The sequence below is a fragment of the bacterium genome, from assembly GCA_036504735.1.
In the GTDB taxonomy this organism is placed as follows: domain Bacteria; phylum Electryoneota; class RPQS01; order RPQS01; family RPQS01; genus DASXUQ01.
In genome coordinates, this window is the sequence record DASXUQ010000012.1 from 19,526 (window position 1) to 39,810 (window position 20,285).

Sequence of the window (20,285 nt, forward strand, 5' to 3'; positions counted from 1 at the left end):
TTTAGGACTCATCTCCGCGAAAAGCAATAGAATCCCGGCTATTTCCAACATTGCCTAAGTTTAGTCCAAAGCTATGGTTTGAATTTTTCGGACCACTCCTCTACGCTTATGTTGTGCCCGCTGTGCTGGTTTTCTATTGGCTTTTTCAAGGTGTTAGCATGCACTACCCATCTGCTGCAGACCCCGCGCCGTGTATTGGATGCTCGAAGGAATCCTCCTTAGGTGCCAGCCTGAAGACTGGGAGGGGATGTCTGATGCCTTATGCCTCCCCCGGTCTATGAAAAGTGCCCCAGCACGGCAGCTTACTTAATGGCGCGGGCTCCTGCACGTGATCGGGCATTGAAAAATAGCCATCGATAACCTCCTGTGGCGGGGCGGGCACGGCAGGCGGGACGTATCCTGAATGGTTGCTGTCTATGCCTTGAATTGCTTTACTTCATCGAATCTGTGATGATCAATAAGGGTTTAAGGAGTATCTTCTACCTGTGAGGAGTGAGCGTGAGGACTGTGCCGCTTCTCAACACGTACTGCAATCTGTCGGGGTGCATTCGATTCAACTGAGAGGAATGGCATGACTACGAAGGCTAATTTCGGACCGGCTGCTTTGTTTCTGCTGTTGGCATTGTCTACCGCTTCGGTCTTTGCGCAAGGAACATTTTACGGCGATTCGGCATCGATGGGTCAAGGGACCATCCGCTCGTGGATACAGACCACGCGAGACTCGGTACCCGTGGCTATGGGCGTCACGTTTACGGCAGGCCTGCTTCAGGGGCTGCCGGGCGGTGAAGAGGATGTGAGCCTCGAACTTCCCCGCGTGGCATCGGACTCACTGTTTACACACGTCTATTTCAACTGGGAACCACAGGGGCATCCTCCCACGCCCTACATGCAGCCTCACTTTGATATTCACTTTTACATGATTTCTTCTCTGGCGCGCCGGCTGATTCCCGCCGGGGTGGACACCTTCCAGGTTCCGTCGCAGTTTGTGCCGCCGAACTATACTCCGGGTCCGCCGCCGGTTCAGGTGGTCCCGGGTATGGGCACGCATTGGCTGGACAGCACATCCGCCGAGTTCCACGGACACATGTTCACGCACACGCTGATCTACGGGTTTTATCACGGGCAGTTCATTTTTTATGAGCCTATGGTGACGCGCGCGTATTTCATGATGAACCCGGACAGCACCTTCCAGATTCCGCAGCCCGAGTCCTATCAGCGCACGGGCTACTACCCGACCACCTACACGGTCAGCTACAATGCAGACAGCTACACGTACACCGTAAGCATCGGCGGCTTTGTGTTCCGCAATGTGGGCGGCGCGGGCGTGGACGACCCGGTGGCGGCACGGCCTTCCGGCTACGAACTGGCGGACAACTATCCGAATCCTTTCAACCCCAGCACCAGCATTCAGTTTGTCCTTCCGCGAGCGTCGCGCGTCTCTCTGACGATCTACAATTTGTTGGGAGAAGAAGTGGCTTCACTTGTGGATGGGATGTTGAGCGAAGGATCGCATACCGTGCAGTTCAATGGCAGCACGATGGGGAGTGGAGTGTATTTCTATCGCTTGAAAACAGACGGCTTTGTCAGTACGAAAAAGATGATCATGCTCAAGTAGATCCCGTACCTCCACCTCTATCAGCAGAAAAGGGACAGTGATGTCCCTTTTCTGCTGGGGTAACCCCTGCACCCCAACGCAGTGCGTTGGATCACGGGGCCGGCTTCGCCGGGGGGACAGCGCGGAAGACCGCGCGGTCCCTTCCGCATTGATCCTTAGTGGCGGCCTCCGGCCTTCTCTTTACCCCCATCTATCTTCCCCCACCCCCATCCCGGCCTTCCCGTCCCGCGATAAATCGGGGACCTACCGTAGGGGAAGGAGATGAGAGCGGAACCCCCTTCTTATTCCCCCTTTTGCAAAGGGGGAAGGGCAGAAAAGACAGGGCAATCAGTTTGAGCTTACATAGTGTGTGGGATCGGGGACTCCGGCTTCGGAGAAGCCGCGCGACCGGATGAGGCAACTGTCACAGCGGGCGCAGGCGAGGCCTTCGGGGGTTGGATCGTAGCAGCTATGGGTCAGGGAATAGTCCACGCCGAGCCGCGCGCCCCAGCGGATGATCTCGGCTTTGGTGAGCATAAGCAGCGGAGCCTGAATGCTGAAACGCTTGCCTTCGCGTCCGGCTTTGGTGGCAAGATTGGCGGTTTGCTCGAAGGCGGCCAGATAATCCGGGCGGCAGTCGGGATAGCCCGAATAGTCGACCGCATTGGCTCCGATAAAAATTGTCTGTGCGCCGAGGGTTTCCGCCCAGCCCAATGCCAGAGACAAAAACACCGTGTTGCGCGCGGGGACATAAGTGATAGGAATGTCCTCGCCCATCTGCGCGGCGGTGCGTTCTTTGGGGACTTCGATATCTGCGGTAAGGGCAGAGCCGCCGAAGACACTGAGATCAATGTTCAGCAGAATATGCCGGATGACGTGCAGGCTCTCGGCGACCTTGCGCGCGGCTTCGAGTTCCACCGCATGCCGCTGGCCATAGTAGATGGTCAGGGCGTAGAGATCGAAGCCCTGATCACGGGCGACGGCGGCGGTGGTGGTGGAGTCGATGCCGCCGCTGAGGAGCACGACGGCGCGAGGATTTGGAGTGCTCATGGTTGGACCGGGATCACGGTGCCATCGGCAGGGACAGCAACCGGTTGAGGTTCGAGGCTGCGGCGTTTCCAGAGATAATAGATCGCCGGATAGACGAGCAGTTCCAAGAGGAAGGATGTGAAGAGTCCGCCGACCATGGGCGCGGCAATGCGTTTCATCAGATCGCTGCCGGTGCCGACCGACCACATGATGGGCAGCAGACCCATGAAGGCGGCGGTGACGGTCATGGCTTTGGGCCGGACACGCTTGACCGCGCCGTGGATGATGGCTTCCACCAGATCCGCCGCGTTGCGGAGATGACCTCTGGCTTTGGCTTCATCGAGGGAGAGATCGAGGAACAGCAGCATGAAGACGCCGGTTTCGGCATCGAGACCGAGGAGGGCGATCATGCCGACCCAGACGGCGATGGAGATATTGTAACCCAAAAAATACAGCAGCCAGATGGCACCGACGGCTGAGAACGGCACTGCGAGCATGACCAGCAGCGATTTGAAGGTGGATTTCGTATTCATATAGAGCAGGGCGAAGATCAGCACCAGCGTGAGCGGCACGATGAAGCGCAGCCGTTCTTTGACGCGCAGCATGTTCTCATACTGGCCGCTCCAACTCAGGGAATAGCCCGTGGGCAGTTTGACCATAGCGGCGACCGCCTGCTTGGCGTGATCCACATAGCGACCCACATCGACCTTGGAAGGATCGAAGTCTACATAGACATAACCGGAGAGCAGGCCGTTCTCATCGCGGATCATGGAGGGGCCTTCCACCAGTTTCACATCGGCGATCTCTTCCATGGGAATCTGGCCGCGGCTGATGGAGGCGGTTGGCGCGGTGCCGCCGCCCATGCCGCTGTTTGTGCCTGCCATGGAGCCGCGCGGCGGCAGAGGCAGCAGCACGCGTTTCAGGGCATCGAGGTCTTCGCGGTACTCGCGGGCATAGCGGACATTCACGCCGTAGCGCGCGCGGCCTTCATAGGTAGTGGTCTGGTTGTCGCCGCCAACGGCGGTCATGATCATCATGTTGGCGTCATCCACCGACAGGCCATAGCGGGCGAGCTGGTCGCGTTTAAGATCGAAATCGAGGAAATAGCCTCCGGCCACGCGCTCGGCAAAGACACTGCGCGTGTCGGGGATGGTGCGCATGGCAGACTCGACATCGAGGGCGATTTTCTGCACGGTAGTCAAGTCGGCTCCGGCAATCTTGATGCCCACCGGGGTTCGAATGCCGGTGGAAAGCATGTCGAGCCGGCCCTTGATGGGCATGGTCCAGGCATTGCTGATGCCGGGAAGCTGCAAGGCGGCATCCATTTGGGCAATCAGGTCCTGTTCACTGATGCGGTCATTCCAGACCGTGCGGAAGACACTCTTCAGCCACTCGGGTGCCCACGAGGAATACCAGCGCGGCCTTTCCCGCCACTGGGATTCGGGCCTCAGCAGGATCGTGGTTTCCATCATGGTAAAGGGCGCAGGATCGGTGGAGGTTTCGGCGCGGCCCGCCTTGCCGAAGACGCGTTCCACTTCGGGAAAGGTCATCAGCAACTTGTCCTGCACCTGCAGGGCTTTTTGCGCTTCGGCGACAGACATGCCTGGCTCGACAGCCGACGGCATGTAGAGCAGAGTGCCTTCGCGCAGCGGCGGCATGAATTCACTGCCCAGCTTGAAATAGACCGGAATGGTGGCCGCGACTATCAGTACACTGACCAGAATGGTGGCCTTGGCGTGGCGCAGCACAAAGCGACAGGGCGGCTCATAGATGCGGTGCAGCAAACGGCTGATGGGATGCTTTTCTTCGGCGTAATATTTTCCCACCACCAGCCGTGAGGCCATGGACGCGAGGAATTTCGGTTTGAACGTGTAGGGCTCGATGCGGGCGAACATCATGCGCATGGCCGGGTCCAGCGTCACCGCCAGCGCCGCGGCAATGGCCATCGCCAGGTTTTTCGAATAGGCGAGGGGCTTGAAGAGGCGGCCTTCCTGATCCACCAGCGTGAAGATCGGCATGAAGGCTACGGCAATGACGAGCAGGGAGAAGAAGACCGACGGCCCGACTTCCATCAGGGCTTCGAGCCGCACCTTGTGGAAATCCCCCTTCTTTCCTTCCGCCTGCCAGTGGTAGATCTTGTTGTAGGCGTTCTCGACTTCGACAATCGCGCCGTCCACCAAGATACCGATGGAAATGGCGATGCCGGCCAGAGACATAAGGTTGGCGGTCAGTCCCATCAGGTACATGGGAATGAAGGCGAGAGCCACGCTGACGGGAATGGTGATGATCGGAACGGTGGCCGAAGGAATATGCCAGAGGAAGAGCAGAATGATCAGGGCCACGATGATCATTTCTTCGATGACCTTGCTGGAGACCGTATGGATGGCGCGGTCAATCAGATCGGAGCGGTCATAGGTGGAGACAATGGTGGTGCCTTCGGGCAGCGACGGTTTGAGTTCTTCGAGCTTGGCCTTGATACGGCCAATCACGTTGAGCGCGTTCTCGCCCTGCCGCATAACGACGATACCGCCCACCACGTCACCCTTGCCGTTGTAATCGGCGATGCCGCGCCGCAATTCCGGACCGAGAGACACCGTGGCAATGTCCTTGATGGTGACGGGGGTGCCATTGGCGCTCTTCAGCACGAGCTGTTCGAGGTCCTGCGTGGACTTGACATAACCCCGGCCCCGCACCATGTACTCGCGCCCGGAGACTTCCACGAGGCGGCCGCCGACGTCATTGTTGCCGGTGCGCACCGCATCAATTACCGTTTGCAGCGACAGGCCGTAGGCCGCGAGGGAGTTGGGATTGACATTGATCTGATACTGCCGCACCTGACCGCCCACGGCGGCGACTTCGGCTACACCGGGAACGCTCTGAATGGCATAGCGCAGAAACCAGTCCTGATAGCTGCGCAATTCATCGTTGCTGTGTTTGCCGGAGGTGTCGATCAATGCATACTGGAAGACCCAGCCGAGACTGGTGGCATCGGGGCCGAGTTCGGTCTTGACGCCTTGCGGAAGTTGCGAGGTGATCTTGGACAGGTATTCAAGCACGCGGGTGCGCGCCCAGTAAATGTCCGTGCCGTCCTCGAAGATCACATAGACATAGCTGTAGCCGAAATCGGAGAAGCCGCGAATGGCCTTGACTTTGGGCGCTCCCAGCAAGGCGCTGATGATCGGGTAGGTGACCTGATCTTCAAGAATATCCGGGCTGCGATCCCAGCGGGAATAGACGATGACCTGCGTATCGGAGAGATCGGGCAGGGCATCGAGGCGGATATGCTTCATTGTCCACACCGCGATGACAATCGCGACAATGGTTGCACCGATCACGAGGAAGCGGTTTTCCGCCGAGAAGCGTATGATTCGTTTCAGCATATCTTGATGCCATTCCTACAACGGTTTTTCTTGTGTTGCCGGAAGATTCCTGTCTCCCTTTTGAATGTGCAGGCAGACCCCCATCCCCCGGCTTGTGCGTTACCCCCATCTAACTTCCCCCACCCCCATCCCGGCCTTCCCCCACTGAAGTAGGGGAAGGAGATGAGAGCAGCACCCCCTTCTGATTCCCCCTTTTGCAAAGGGGGAAGGGCAGAAATGAGTACGCGGCCAGGCTACTGCGAGATCAGGAGCCTTGCATGGCGGAGAGAGCAGCGCGGAGGGACGATTCGGAATCAATCAGGAAATTGGCGCGGGTGACAACGGATTCGCCTTCGGCGAGGCCGGCACGGACTTCCACCAAATCGCCGCTGCGCGCGCCGAGCTTGACTTCACGCGGTTGGAACCTGCCGTCTCCGGTGGAGACAAACACCATGCTGCGGCTGCCGGAGGGGATCACCGCATCGGCAGGGATGGTCAGGGCGCGATGGTTCTCCCCTTGCAAGGTGACCTGGCCGAAGAGATCCGGCTTCAGGTCTCCCTTGGGATTGGGAACATTGATGCGCACCTTGAGCGTGCGGCTGTCCGGGTTCAGCACCGGGTCAATGAAGGCCACTTTGCCGGTGTAGTCACGATCCTGAGTCTTCAGTGTGGCGCTCATGCCGACTTTGACACGATCAAGATCGGACTGATAGGCATCGGCCAGCACCCAGACGGAACTCAGGTCGGTGATTTCATAGGGCGTGGCGCCCGGCATCAGCGATGCGCCTTCCACCACGTCCTTGGCGGTGACGACACCACTGACAGGAGAATGGAAAGTGACGGTTTTGGAGGCTTCGCGGCTGTCTTCGAGGTGCTTCAATTCTTCATCCGGCACGTCCCAGAGCGTCAGCTTTTGACGCACGGCGTTTACGAGAGCCGCGCCGTCTTCTTTTGCTCCACCGCGCGCAATGAGGGCCGCGCTGGATTTTAAGGCCAGCAGATATTCCTGCTCCGCACCGTAGATTTCCGGGCTGTAGAAGCTGAAAAGAGGCTCGCCGCGATGCACCGGCTTGCCGACGAAGTCCACAAAAACACGCTCGACATAGCCGGAGACTTTGACATTGATGCGGGCAACGCGGGTGGGATCGGCCTGCACCTGTCCGACGGTGCTCCAGCCGCCGCGGATGTCGCTCTGTACCGCCGGAGCGGTTTTGAGACCGATAAGCTGCTGGCGGGCGGGGTCAATGGATACTTCGGCGCGGTCCGAAATGGTGTTGCCGTCCGTATTCAGTTCATCTTCATAGACGGCTATGTAGTCCATGCCCATGTCATCCTTGCGGGGCACGGGCGAGGTGATTTTGGGATCCATCGGCGAGCGGTAGTAGGCTACCTTGCGCGCGACGGCCTGGTTGACCTTGATGGTCTTGGTGGTTTTTTCCAGATTCATGCCGCAGATGGGGCATTTGCCGGGATGGTCCTCCACCACTTGCGGGTCCATGGGACAGGTGTAGACGGTTTTGGTCTGCGTCACGGTTGTAGAATCCGGAACGGCAGGCTTGGCAGCGGGCGGCGGCGGCGCCATGCCGGGAGCGGCCTGCGCGGGATTTTGTCCGTTTTTCATGGGCACGAGCTTCATGCCGCAGATGGGACAGTCGCCGGGGTGGTCCTGCACAATGCTGGGATGCATGGGGCAGACGTACATCTCCTTGGATGCAGAGGCGCTTGTGCTGCTACCCGTGCCCTTATGACCCAAGACACTGTATAGATTGAAAGCCACGCTGAGGACCAGCAGCAGAAGTAGCGGGACAATCCAGCGCGAGCGTTTGGTGAGTTCACTCATAGTCTATTTCTTCCTATAGTCCTTTACCCAGCGCGGCCTGCCACTGGCGGTAGACGGCCCAGCCGTCCGCCTTGTGCATGATCACATCCATCTCGGCCATGACCACTTTCATGCGGGCTTCGGACAGGCTTACAAACGGCGCTTTGCCCGCGCGGTAATCGATCAATACGGCGCGCCACGTGTCTTCGGTCTGCGGCAGAATTTTGCCCTGCTCGATGCGGCAGCAATCCACCGACTGTTTCCAGCGGGCGTAGAGGTCGCGCAGTTCCTGCTCTTTCGTGAGGCGGGCCTTGGCAAGTTCCGCCTCGCGGCTGCTTTGCATCGCCGACAGTTCCCGGACTTTTGCGCGCTGATTGCCCTTGTAGAACAGCGGCAGCGGCGCGGCCAGTTCCAGCGAGATCATCGGGTCCTGCTTGATTTTGGAATTTGTTGTGATGCCGGTCATTTCACTGGTGCTCATAGTGCGCAGATAGCCGCGCAGGCCGTAGCTCAAGCCCAAGGTGACATCCGGCCAGTAGTCGAGCCGGGCGCGGCGCACGTCGGCCCGCGCAGCGCCGCTTTCGAGGGCCAGACGTTTCAGCGCAGGCGTGTTGTCGATGGATGCTCTTTGCAGGGCGGAATCCAGCGCGATTTCCGGCGGCAGGCCTTCGGGCAAAACCGGGTTGGCCAGCGTGCTGTCCACATCGCGGCCCAGCGCATAGGCCAGCGCGGCGCGCTTGCGGCTGATGTCCGCCAGATTGTTGGTGAGTTTGACGTTCCAGCTTTCCGCTTCCAGCCGCGAGCGCATGACTTCGCTTTGCGTGCCCATGCCGGTCGAGACCATCACGGAGGCGGCCTCCGTCATTTCGTTCGCCAGTTCCTTGCCATGTTCGAGTACCTTGCGCACGGCCAGTGTGGCGGCCAGATCATAATAGGCCATGGCGACCATCGCAGCCATTTGGAAGCGGGTTTCATCCACCGTGGCCTCGGCGACCTTGGTGCGCAAGGTTCCGGCTTGCGCTGAAGCGCTGAGTTTGCCGGGAAACGGCACCTGCTGCATCAGGCCGATCTGCCACATGGTGTTGGGGTCCATGTGGGTGTCGAAGGACTGCGGCACATTCATCAGGCCGAAGCGCAGTTCGGGATTCATCCAGGCCGAGTTCATCCGCGTGCGGTTTTCTTCGGCGGCAATCATGGCCCGCATGCTCTGAATGTCGGGGTGATTCTGCCAGCTCTCCTGAACATAAGCGGCCAGAGTGCTGTCGGGAGCGGCGGTTTGGGCAAAGGCGGCAACGGCGCAGAGGGCGAGGGCCGGAAGTACGAGTTTGAGTTTCATGATAATAGAAGCTTAGTCAAAAGCCGTGCCAAAGGGTACGGACGCCGAAGACCTGCGATTCTTTTCTTGAAGATCATGTTTTGCAAGATTTTATAGTTGAGAAGATGATGAGCCTTTCACGAAATTTTTGCTTCAGAGATTCCCGGCTTGAAAGATCCTTTCACTCAGGCAATGGCAGCCTTTCACTCCGCGCCTGCACAAAGTAGAGAAAGTTGATGTCATTTGCCAGCCTATTGTTTGCAGCGGGTGGCCCTAAACGCAGAAAGCCGCCCTCCTGAGCGGCTTTCTGTGAAATGGTGACGGGACGAGACCTGTGAATCAGCCGGCAATCGGGGCGGTGATGATGTAGCGGCTGAAATGGTCCGGCCAAGCGTAATAGCGATGTGCAGCCAGATCCAACTGTCCCCAATACTGGGTCAAGCGGCCATTCTCTTCCTGATAGTAGAACCGCACCTGATCCCAGCGCACTCCCGGAGGAAGCTGCACATGTGTCAGGTCGAGCCACATCCGAATACAGCCGTTGAAGCGGTAGGGATGCGGATAGAAGTCTACGATGGCGCTGCCCGGGTTGGGGGTCGAGACGGTCACAGTCTGGTCTTCCCAGAGTTGCCAGGCTCCGATTTCAACGCCATTGTTCCGGTGGTTTACGGATCCTCCCACTTGATAGCGAATGCGGCTGGCGGTTTGATCGTCCAGCAACCCCTCGCCATGATAAGCGCGCTCATCCACTTTGAGTACTTGATATCCCGGGATGAGATTGGCAATCTGCTCATCGGTCAGCACCGGATACGGTGATGGGGCAGGCGAAGACGTCGGCTGGCCGGCAGCCGGTGCTACGGGGTTCGCCACCGGATTGTTTTCCGTGGAGCAGCCAATCACGAATAGAGCCACAACGAGGCCAAGCATGATGCACTTAATGATCAGGGCTATTTGTTTGTTCATCACATTCGTCCTCAGTTAGTTTCTGATTCATACTCGGGCATAGCTGAATTCCAATCTGTGTAGGGCAATGGATATGCCAACTATAGTAAGGCGTGAGCGTTGTTTGCATGATAATAATTAATAATAATTTATGTTTCGATATCCCTGTTTGTTGGTCTTCCCGGCGTGCGGTTTTTCGTTCATTTCAGCCGATTGGTTGATTTGAACATCGTGCCGTATGAACCACGGCTTCCGGTGGATTTAGCCGCCGTCTGGACACAGGTTTCTTTGCATTTCTTCTGTAAATGGGCTAAATTGCAGGTGTTCCCGAGATTATTTCCGCGCCATGTCTTCCCCCTCTTTCCTTTCAAAACAGCATACCGATGAAGATACCCTCCCCTGCACCACGCGTTCTGGCTACCGGCCTAATTGGCGTTTTGCTGCTTCTATGTGCCGGTTGCACCTCTAAAGATTCGGCGCCGCCTTCGCGCAAAGGCTCTGGGATGAAATTCCCGGTGGAAGTTGCCACGGTTGCTACCCACGCCGGAGATCTTGCGGTGCATGCGGTGGGTTCGCTGGAGGCCTTCGAAACCGTGCAGGTGACCGCACGGGTGACGGGCGCGGTGCAGAAGGTCCGCTTCCGGGAAGGCGAGAACGTGCGAGCGGGAGAGCCACTGGTGGAGATCGAACCGGAACGGTTTGATCTGGCCGTCAAGTCCGCCGAAGCCGTCTATGAACGGGCCAAGGCCGGACGCCGCGAAGCCTTGGCGGGACTGGCGCGGCGGGAAGATATTCAGGGCAAGAATCCGGGGTTTGTCAGTCCGGAGGATTTGGATAATTGGCAAACCAAGGCGATGTCGGCCAGAGCAGATTCGATTGAAGCCGCCGCCGCACTGGAATTGGCCAAACTGAACAAACGCGATGCCTATGTTCCGGCGCCGGTGTCGGGCATCATTCAAAGCCGCACTGTCCGCACAGGAGACTATATTCTGGCAGGCACCTTGATTGCCACCATGCTGCGCCGCGATCCGCTGCTGTTGCGATTTTCGGTTCCGGATCAGGAAGCCCAGCGGTTGCGCCCGGGCCTGAATGTGACGTTCAGAGTCCGTGGTGAAACGCAAGAGTATAAAGCCAAAATCACCGCCGTGACGGAGTCGGCGGACCCGGTGACACGGATGGTGAGTGTCGTCGCGGAGGTGAATGATCCGCAAAAAGAGGAGCTTAGGCCCGGCGCATTTGCCGAAGTGACCGTGCTGCTCGGCGATTCGCAGAGTCTGCCGGTGATTCCGCAGCTTTCGATCCGCCCCAGCGAAAAAGGATTCTTAGCGTATGTTGTGCAGGACAGCGTGGCCAAAGAGCGCGTGCTGACCCTTGGATTGCAATCGTCCGACGGTTTTGTGGAAGTGACCAATGGGCTGAAGAGCGGCGAACTGGTGGTGGTGCGTGGCGCGGAGGCGCTGCGGGATGGCGCGGGGGTGCGCGTGATTTCGCCCAGTGATTCGACCGGCGGCAAGGGCAAGGCAGGGAAGAAAGCATGAATCTGACCGAAACATGCGTTCGCAAGCCTGTGCTGGCGTGGATGCTGATGGCAGGAACGATTGTCTTCGGCCTGGTGGCACTTTCGCGGATCGGCATCAGTCAATTTCCCGACGTGGACTTCCCGACCATCAACGTGCGCATCACGTGGGAAGGCGCCGCGCCTGAAGTCGTCGAGAATGACGTGGTGGAAATTGTCGAAGAGGCTTTGGCGCAGGTGGAAGGCGTCAAGTCCATTACGTCCACCTCGCGGCAAGGAAGCGCTAACGTGACCATCGAACTCGATCTGGCGCGCGACGTGGACGTGGCTCTGCAGGATGTTCAAACCAAGATTTCGCAGGCGCAGCGGCGGCTGCCGAAAGACGTCGATCCGCCGGTGGTGTCCAAGTCCAATCCGGAAGATGAACCGATCATGCGCATCGGTCTGTCCGGACCGTTCCCCAACCAGCTCTTGAGCGACATTGCGCGCTACCGGGTGAGCGAGAAGTTGCAGACGATTCCGGGCGTGGGCGAAATTTCCATGGACGGCTGGCTGGACCGCAATATCCGGATCTGGATCGATGCGGCCAAGCTGGACGCCAAGGGTCTGACCGTAGCCGACGTTGTCGGCGCATTGCAGCGCGAGCACGTAGAACTACCCGCGGGGCGGCTGGAATCTACCGGGCGGGAAGTCAGTGTGCGTGTGATGGGTGAGGCGCTGGATCTGGATGCGTTGCGCAGCATTGTGGTGCGCAATACGCCCGGCGGGCCGATCTACCTGAAAGACGCAGCCATCGTGGAAGATGGCTTTGAAGATATGCGGCGCATGACGCGTGTGGACGGGCAGAACGCCACGGGATTGTCCATCAAAAAGCAGCGCGGGGCCAACGCCGTGGCCGTAGCTCAGGCCGTGCGCAAGCAGATGACGGAGATTCAGAAGACGCTGCCCGAAGGCATGACGCTGGGCGTCAATTTCGATACCACGCAGTTTATCGAAGAGTCTGTGCGCGAGATCGAGTTGGAACTGGTGCTGTCGATTCTGCTCACGGCGCTGGTCTGCTGGCTGTTTTTGGGATCGATATCCAACGCGCTGAATGTGGTGCTGGCGATTCCCATGTCGCTCTTCGGCACGATTGCCGTGATCTATTTCCTCGGGTTTACGCTGAACACCTTTACCCTTCTGGCCTTGGCGCTTGCCGTGGGAATTGTGGTGGATGATGCGATCATGGTGCTGGAGAATATTGTGCGCCATGCGGAGATGGGCAAGGACCGGCGGCGCGCCGCCCTTGAAGGCACGAAGGAGATCACCTTCTCCGCCTTCTCCGCCACCCTGGCCGTGATTGCGATTTTTATTCCCGTGGTGTTCATGCAGGGCATCATCGGGCGGTTCTTTCTGCAGTTCGGCATTACGCTGTGCGTGGCCATTGTCCTTTCTTATATCGAGGCGGTGACGCTGGCTCCCGCGCGGTGTTCGCAGATTCTGGACATCTCCCGTGAGAAGCGCAACCGGCTGGGCCGCTGGGTGGATGATCTTTTCAACCGCTTTTCCGGCAAGTACAAGGGACTGCTGGGCAAGGGATTGCGCCGTCCGGGAACGATCCTGGCAGGTGCGGCAGTGATTTTTGCCGGCAGCATGTTTGTGCTGAAGGCGCTGCCCAGTGAATTTGTACCGTCGCAGGACCAGAGCCGGATTATTGTGCGCGTGCAGACGGCGGTCAGTTCGGACATCAACGAGACCGATCAATTGTTCCGCAAAATCGAAGCCATCATTCTGAAACAGCCGGAAGTCGTACACGCGTTTTCGATGATCGGCATGGGCGGAAGCGGCGTCAGTGGCGGCATGGTGGCGGCGACACTGGTCCCACCGGGACAGAGAAAGATGTCGCAGAGCGAATTTTCCGCCATGCTCCGCAAGAATTTGAACAGTATTCCCGGCGTGCGGGCGGTGATTGTAGACCTCTCGCAGCAGGGCTTTGCCGCCCAGCGGGGATTTCCCATTGAATTCTCGATTCGCGGTTCCGACTGGAATACGCTGGAAGACTTGAGCGGCGATGTGACGTCCAAACTCTCGGCCAGCGGTCTTGCCGTGGACGTGGACACGGATTACCGTATCGGTGTGCCGGAACTGCGGATTATTCCCGACCGCGCGCGGTGCGCGGATCTGGGGGTGTCGGTCGAGGACGTGGCGACGTCGGTGAACACGCTGATCGGCGGCGAGCGCGTGGGCAAGTACAGCAGCGGCGGGCGGCGGGTGGACGTGCGGATGCGGCTGATGGCGGATCAGCGCAAGCGGCCCGAAGATATTTCCTTCTTGCGGGTGCGCACCCGCAGCGGCGATCTGGTGCCGTTATCCTCGCTGGTGACTTATCAGGAGCTTCCCGCTTTGCAGGGCATTACCCGCCGCGACCGCGAGCGCGCGATTTCGGTGTTTGCCAACGTGGCGCCGGGGCACTCGCAGGAGGAGGCGATTCGCTATGTGGAAGGTATGACCAAAGAGCTGCCCACAGGTTACCGGATTGTGCTGGGCGGTTCGAGCGTAGCCTTCAAAGAGTCCATGAGCAGTTTGCTGTTTGCGCTGATGCTGGGGATCATGATCGCCTACATGGTGCTGGCATCGCAGTTCAATTCCTTCTCCCATCCGGTGACCATTCTGACCATTCTGCCGCTCTCGGTGGTGGGTGCGGCGGCGGCGCTGTTGATTACCGGCAAGACACTGAACATCTTCAGTATGATCGGCCTGCTGCTGTTGATGGGCATTGTCAAGAAGAACTCGATTATTCTGGTAGACTACGCCAATCAGAACCGCGGGCTTGGACTGGATCCGCACGACGCGATGCTGAAGGCCGGGCCGACCCGCCTGCGGCCCATTTTGATGACCTCGATTGCCACGCTGATGGCCGCCATTCCGCCCGCGCTGGGAATAGGGCCGGGAACAGAGATCCGTTCGCCGATGGCGATTGCCGTGATTGGCGGCGTGTTCGTGTCGACGACGCTCAGCCTGCTGGTGGTTCCGGCGTTCTATGTCAAACTCAGCGGCTGGATTGCCGCCCTGAGCCGTTCGAAGCATGAGCACCCGCGCGCGGCTTCTTCCGAGGTTATTCCTGAAGAGGCGGATGTGATTTCGTAGAAGCTCCTTACATCTTCTCAAAGCAAAGAGGCTGACCATTCCGGTCAGCCTCTTCTGTCTCATAATGTGGCGCCGTGGCTTACACTTTCATCGCCGCTTTTTCCATCATCATTTGGCGGTTCCAGAAGCGGTGCTGCATAATGGCATGGATGAAATCCTCGGCCAAGCGGCCGGAGCGGCCATTGGCGTTGACCACAATGCCGTCGGTTTTCATGGTATCCGGCCCTGTGCCATTGCTGCCCACATGCGCCTCGTGCAGCAAGTCCACACCTTCGCCATTGGCGGCTATGGCCTTGCAGTGTTTGAAGGTTTCGATGATGAACAGCAGGGCATCCGGGTCTTTGCGCAGCGCGTCGACACTGGCCGCTCCACCAGGAAGATACAGGGCATCGAAGAAGACCGAAGCGCCCGTCATCAAACTATAATCCACGGGGATGCTTCGGCCTTTGGCGCTGCGCAAAAATCCTAAGCGGGGCGCGACGATCCGGGCCTGCGCGCCGGCATCCTTCAGCGCCTTCTGCATGTCGGTAATGGCGGTTTCGTCCACGCCATCGGCGGCAAGAATCGCAATCTGCCGTGTCTTGATCGTATTCCGGGGAGTAGTGGCCATGCTCAGCGCGGGCGAGGCGACAATCTTCCTGCCGTTGTGCATCGGCTGGTACTCTTCGGTCTTGGCATCGGCAGGGATATTCATGTTCAGCGGCTGATCCACCTTTTCCGGAATGCGCAGCCCCAGCCCGTGGGCCACGCGTTCGGCCAGCGTACGATCCACACGGGTGAGCAGGAAGAGCATGCGCTCACGGATCTGCAGACGCTGCACGTTCCCCAGTTCGAATTCCAGCGCCTGCGCGATGTGCAGCTTCTCGATTTCCGACTGGCTGTTGTAGAAGAGTGTCGCCTGCGAGAAATGGTCGAAGAATTTCTCGCTGCGGGCGCGCAGCTTGGCCGCATCCATCAGGCGTTCGGGGTAGGTCACGTAGCCGCCGTCTTTGGCCCGTGCCTGCACCGGATAACCACCGCTGATGGTGTTGGGTTCATAGCTGGTCTGGCCGACATTGATCGTCTGGCGCATGTGGCCGTCACGCTGATCGTTGTGCACCGGCGCTACGGGGCGATTGATGGGGATCTCGTGGAAGTTGGGGCCACCGAGGCGTGTAAGCTGCGTGTCCTGATAGGAGAACAGCCGCCCTTGCAGCAGGGGATCGTCGGTAAAATCGATTCCCGGAACCACGTTGGCGATGCAGAAGGCGATCTGCTCGGTCTCGGCAAAGAAATTGTCCGGGTTGCGGTTCAGCGTGAGCTTGCCCACGGGGCGCACCGGCACCAACTCTTCGGGGATGAGCTTGGTCGGATCGGTCAGATCGAAATCGAAGGAATGCTCATCGGCTTCCTCCACCACCTGCAGGCCCAGTTCATACTCCGGAAAGTCGCCGTTCTCGATGGCCTGCCACAGATCGCGGCGGTGGAAGTCCGGATCTTTCCCGGAAATCTTCTGCGCTTCATCCCACAGTACCGAGTGCACTCCCAGCATCGGTTTCCAGTGGAACTTGACAAAGCGGCACTCGCCACGCTCATTGATCATGCGGAAGGTGTGGACTCCGAAGCCCTGCATCATGCGATAACTGCGGGGGAGGGCGCGGTCGGACATCACCCACATGATCGTGTGCATCGATTCGGGGGTCAGCGAGATGAAATCCCAGAAGGTGTCATGGGCCGAGGCGGCCTGCGGCATCTCGTGATGCGGTTCCGGTTTCACCGCGTGCACAAAGTCGGGAAACTTGATGGCATCCTGAATGAAGAACACCGGCATGTTGTTGCCCACTAAGTCGAAGTTGCCTTCCTCGGTGTAGAACTTGGTGGCAAAGCCGCGCACGTCCCGTGCCAGATCGCTCGAGCCCCGGGATCCCGCCACGGTGGAGAAGCGCACAAAGACCGGCGTCTTCGTCGCGGGATTCTGCAGAAAGCTTGCCCGCGTGATCGGCGCCAGCGATTCATACACTTGAAAGAAACCGTGGGCTCCCGAGCCGCGCGCGTGGACGACGCGTTCGGGAATGCGCTCATGGTCAAAGTGCATGATCTTCTCGCGCAGGTGGAAATCTTCGAGCAGGGACGGCCCGTGCGCGCCTGCCTTGAGGGAGTTCTGGTTGTCGTTGACACGCACTCCCTGATCGGTGGTCAGAAACTCTTTGCTGCTGTCCTCCCGATTCGCGGCCAGATCCTTGTCCTTCGCAGTATCCGGATTGTGTTTGGTATCCGCCATAGATCAACTCCGATCTGTTTAAGTAAAGAGGTCCGTATGAGCAAATGTATTCTCTTAAGATAGCGAGGTTGCGTAGATTGTCAAGGGATTGGCATTGTGCGCGGCCATTTTGCTTTGGGCTTGATTATGCGTGGCTTGCATACGGAACGCACTTCAGGCCATAGAACAAAGATCAGGATGGATCAGACACTGTGGTTCGGCCGTTCAGCACATGACCTCTTGAGCCTCGCCGATACCAACAAAAAGGCTCCCGCAAGGAGAGCCTCAGACCTTCGGGAGCCTGCGCCGACTGGCTATTCGGGTTCGACGGGCAGGCTGATATGAAAGGTCGTGCCACGGTTGACTTCGCTGTCAAAGTGGATGCTGCCACCGATGCGCTCGAGGATGCTGTGGGTTACGGCCAGACCCAGACCCAAACCACCCGCGATCTGTCCGCTCTTGGTGGTAAAGAACCGCTCATAGATTCGTGCCTGATCTTCCGGAGGGATGCCGCACCCCTGATCGGCGACGCTCAACGTGAGGGTGTCTTCGTCGATCTCGGCTTCCACGCGGATATCTCCTCCCTGCGGGGACGCTTCGATGGCATTTTGCAGAATGTTGAACAGCACCTGCTTCAACGCATCCTCATGCACCAGCATGATTCGCGCCGCGCGCGCTACGTCCGCGTGAATGGTCACCTCCTGTACGCGGGTATCGCTTTGCAGCAGCATGATCACATCCTGAATCGCATCCGCCGGGTTGCAGGGCACGGGCACTTCATTTTCGGGCCGGTAGAGGCCGAACATCTGATGGACAATGCGGGCCACACGTTTCAGTTCGCGTTCAATGCGGCCCACGAACTCGTAGTGCTCGGCATCCTTGGGGATGGACTTCTTGACCACCTTGAAGGCCATGCCCACTCCGGCGAGGGGATTATTGATCTCATGGGCGATATGCGCGGCCATGCGGCCCAGCGCCGCCTGCTGCTCGTTTTCCAGACGCTCGTGCTGCAACTTGCGGATCTGCGCCGTGTGCTCGGCGATGACGGCTTCGAGAGCCTCACGTTGATGGCGAATTTCGCTCGCCGTATCTCCCTGCGCGCTTTGTTTCAAATCGGTAATGTCGCGGTTGATCTGCAGGAAGGAGATCGGCTCGCCGCCGTCGTTGCGCCGCACCGCCCAGAGGCTCTGCACAATCATCCGGCGGCCATCGCGCGCGGTCTGACGAATTTCGGTGGCATAGTAGCCCTCGCGCAGCACATGGGCCTTCAGTTCTTCCATGGGCAGCGAGTATTCGGATTTCATCAGCTCGCAGGCCAGATATCCCACCGCTTCGTCTTCCGTCCAGCCATACATGCGCTCGGCACCCGAATTCCAGAAGGTAATCCGGTCATCCATCCCGCGGACGATAATGGCGTCCGGCACGACGTTGAAAAGCTGTGCTCGCTCGCGCAGCGTGTCCGCGGAGTTCTTCAACGCAAGGCGGAAGCGGCGGTTGCTCTCCTGCAGCGCGGCTTCGGCCTGCATGTGCTTTTCGAGCCGGCGTTCCAGTTCTTCCTGCATGCGATGCGGCGAGCCCAGCGCCCTTCGCAGCGCGTAAGGCAGCAGGCCCTCCAGCGTCTGCCGCCGAGTCAGAGCATCGAACGCTCCCGCCTTCAGCAGGTCCAGAATCCGCGTCTCGTGATCCGTGTGGCAAAGGACGATTGCCGGCACGCCCGATGCAAGGCGCAGCAGGTCCAAGGCGTCGCAGCGGGGCGGGGAATCCTCGATAATCAGCACAGCGAAGGAGTCTTCTTCCAGTGCAGCCTTTAAGTCCCGCGGACGAACCGATACCACGCGTGCGGAGTGGGTACCGGCTTCGCGCAAGGCCGTGGACAGGCCGCGAATACCCGAAGGATTTTCGGTCACCGCCAGGGCTTTCAGAATGGTCAAGGATACAGGCAGATGTTCAAGTTTTCGTGACGCCATAGGTCTGCTACCCGGTGATAAAAACAAAAAGGCGGAGTCGCGTTCAAAGTGCCGCGATACCGCCTTGGAATCCATCACGTGTTATGGCCCCGGTTTCGCCAATAGTCGCGTGTCCGCGACTCCTCATATATAATGTATCTAAGTAACTATCCTGAGCGGATAAACGCAAGCGGGAGCGAACCACTTTCAGGTTTAGCATCCGGCCAGAATAAACGCCGTCGCGGCCCCGCCGCGAGTTGCTCAAGCGCGCGCAGACAAAATCTGTTGAGCACAAACACCACCAACTGCGGTCGCAGGGGCCAAGCGCCAGCGCTCGCCGAAAACAGGTAGTCTAAGGTTTCCTCCTGCGCTCTATCCTCGAGCCCGCCCCATGAGCATGCTCGGGCCGAAGGGCGTATCCTTGCGTGCAATGGCGGACAATCCCGCATCTTGCAGCCAGCTTCGGATCTCGGGTTCGGTGTAGGTGTCTCCGGCCTCGGTGCCCACCAGCATATTCAGGGAGAAGAAGGTGCCGAAGGGCGGAGTAATCCGGTCCTCGTCCATGACGAAATCCACCACGACAACCTGACCGCGCGGCCGCAGGGCGGCGGCACATTTTTGCAGCAGGGCGCGGTTTTCCGCGAAGCTGTTGCTGTGGACGATGGCCGAGAGGAAGATCAGATCAAAGCCGCTGCCCAGCATGTCGGTCTTGTAGTTGCCTTCCACCGTGTGGATGCGGTCCGCCATGCCTTCGCGCTCAATGTACATCCTGGTGAGCGGCACCACCTTGGGCAGATCGAACACCACGGCCTCGATATCTCTCTGCGCGCGGGCAAAGGCCATGGCGTAGGCGCCCGACCCGCCGCCGACGTCGAGCACGCGCCGCACGCCGTTCAGGTCCAGCATGGCCACCAGTTGCGGGGCGGATTTCATAGCGCGCCAGTGCATGGCGGCAATGAAGGCGTCGAGCCAGCTCTCCTCGCGTTCACTCACGTCCTTCTTGATTACCGAGGAGCCGTGGCGCACAGCATCGGTAAGGGTACTCCACGTGTCCCAGAGATTGACCGAGTGCATGAGGTTGCCCATGTATTCGGGTTTCTCCTGAACGAGGAAACGGGCCGCTCCCTGTGTATTGGCAAAGCGGCCATCGTGCTTGGTCAGCAGTCCCAGCGCGCACAGGGCGTTCATCAGGCGGTCGGTAGCGCGGGCATCGGTGTCCAGATCGGCGGCTACTTCCGCCGAGGTGTAGCTTTCCTCGCCCAGACAGGAGAAGATCCCCAGCTCGAAGGCGCTGAGCAGCACGCGGCTCTTCTGAAAGCCCATTGCCAGATCCATGATGTTTTGCGATGTCGGAAAGGCATCGCCCGCAGGTGAATGATCCATAACTCCTCAGGTTCGTT

General features: G+C 59.0%; 11 protein-coding genes. 3 read left to right on the plus strand and 8 right to left on the minus strand.

Going from position 1 to position 20,285, the window contains the following annotated elements; translation table 11 throughout:
• Positions 1-571 precede the first annotated feature (571 nt).
• Positions 572-1,615: a T9SS type A sorting domain-containing protein gene (locus tag VGL38_11605; GenBank protein HEY3296072.1), complete on the plus strand. Its 1,044-nt coding sequence runs from the start codon at positions 572-574 to the stop codon at positions 1,613-1,615.
• A 327-nt stretch (positions 1,616-1,942) separates the two neighbouring features.
• Here the strand turns inward: VGL38_11605 and queC are convergent, their stop codons facing one another.
• The 5 genes from queC to VGL38_11630 form a co-directional block, all read right to left on the minus strand.
• Positions 1,943-2,644, minus strand: coding sequence for a 7-cyano-7-deazaguanine synthase QueC (gene queC, locus VGL38_11610; protein ID HEY3296073.1), 702 nt, complete (start codon positions 2,642-2,644; stop codon positions 1,943-1,945).
• A complete protein-coding gene (locus tag VGL38_11615) occupies positions 2,641-6,003 on the minus strand; it encodes a CusA/CzcA family heavy metal efflux RND transporter (protein HEY3296074.1) in 3,363 nt (1,120 codons plus the stop codon). The genes queC and VGL38_11615 overlap by 4 nt, the downstream gene beginning before the upstream one ends.
• 244 nt (positions 6,004-6,247) lie before the next feature.
• Positions 6,248-7,822 carry an efflux RND transporter periplasmic adaptor subunit gene (locus VGL38_11620; protein HEY3296075.1) on the minus strand — a complete coding sequence of 525 codons (1,575 nt, stop codon included), beginning with the start codon at positions 7,820-7,822 and terminating at the stop codon, positions 6,248-6,250.
• A 13-nt stretch (positions 7,823-7,835) separates the two neighbouring features.
• Positions 7,836-9,137 (minus strand): TolC family protein, encoded by a 1,302-nt coding sequence (locus VGL38_11625; protein HEY3296076.1) that lies wholly within the window; start codon positions 9,135-9,137, stop codon positions 7,836-7,838.
• A gap of 318 nt (positions 9,138-9,455) precedes the next feature.
• Positions 9,456-10,079 carry a hypothetical protein gene (locus VGL38_11630; protein HEY3296077.1) on the minus strand — a complete coding sequence of 208 codons (624 nt, stop codon included), beginning with the start codon at positions 10,077-10,079 and terminating at the stop codon, positions 9,456-9,458.
• A gap of 482 nt (positions 10,080-10,561) precedes the next feature.
• Between VGL38_11630 and VGL38_11635 the strand changes: the two genes are divergently transcribed.
• Positions 10,562-11,596, plus strand: a complete 1,035-nt coding sequence (locus tag VGL38_11635; GenBank protein ID HEY3296078.1) for an efflux RND transporter periplasmic adaptor subunit — start codon at positions 10,562-10,564, stop codon at positions 11,594-11,596.
• Positions 11,593-14,700, plus strand: coding sequence for an efflux RND transporter permease subunit (locus tag VGL38_11640; protein HEY3296079.1), 3,108 nt, complete (start codon positions 11,593-11,595; stop codon positions 14,698-14,700). Before VGL38_11635 ends, VGL38_11640 begins: the two co-directional genes overlap by 4 nt.
• 79 nt (positions 14,701-14,779) lie before the next feature.
• On the opposite strand, the gene VGL38_11645 is transcribed toward VGL38_11640, so the two are convergent.
• The 3 genes from VGL38_11645 to VGL38_11655 all read right to left on the minus strand — a co-directional run bounded on the left by VGL38_11645 (position 14,780) and on the right by VGL38_11655 (position 20,268).
• Positions 14,780-16,960: a catalase gene (locus tag VGL38_11645; GenBank protein ID HEY3296080.1), complete on the minus strand. Its 2,181-nt coding sequence runs from the start codon at positions 16,958-16,960 to the stop codon at positions 14,780-14,782.
• 293 nt (positions 16,961-17,253) lie between these two features.
• Entirely contained in the window at positions 17,254-18,906 is a 1,653-nt protein-coding gene (locus VGL38_11650) for an ATP-binding protein (GenBank protein HEY3296081.1), read from the minus strand.
• 351 nt (positions 18,907-19,257) lie between these two features.
• The gene (locus VGL38_11655; protein HEY3296082.1) at positions 19,258-20,268 is read right to left on the minus strand and encodes a methyltransferase; all 1,011 of its coding nucleotides are present in this window, start codon (positions 20,266-20,268) and stop codon (positions 19,258-19,260) included.
• Between the last annotated feature and the right edge of the window lie 17 nt (positions 20,269-20,285).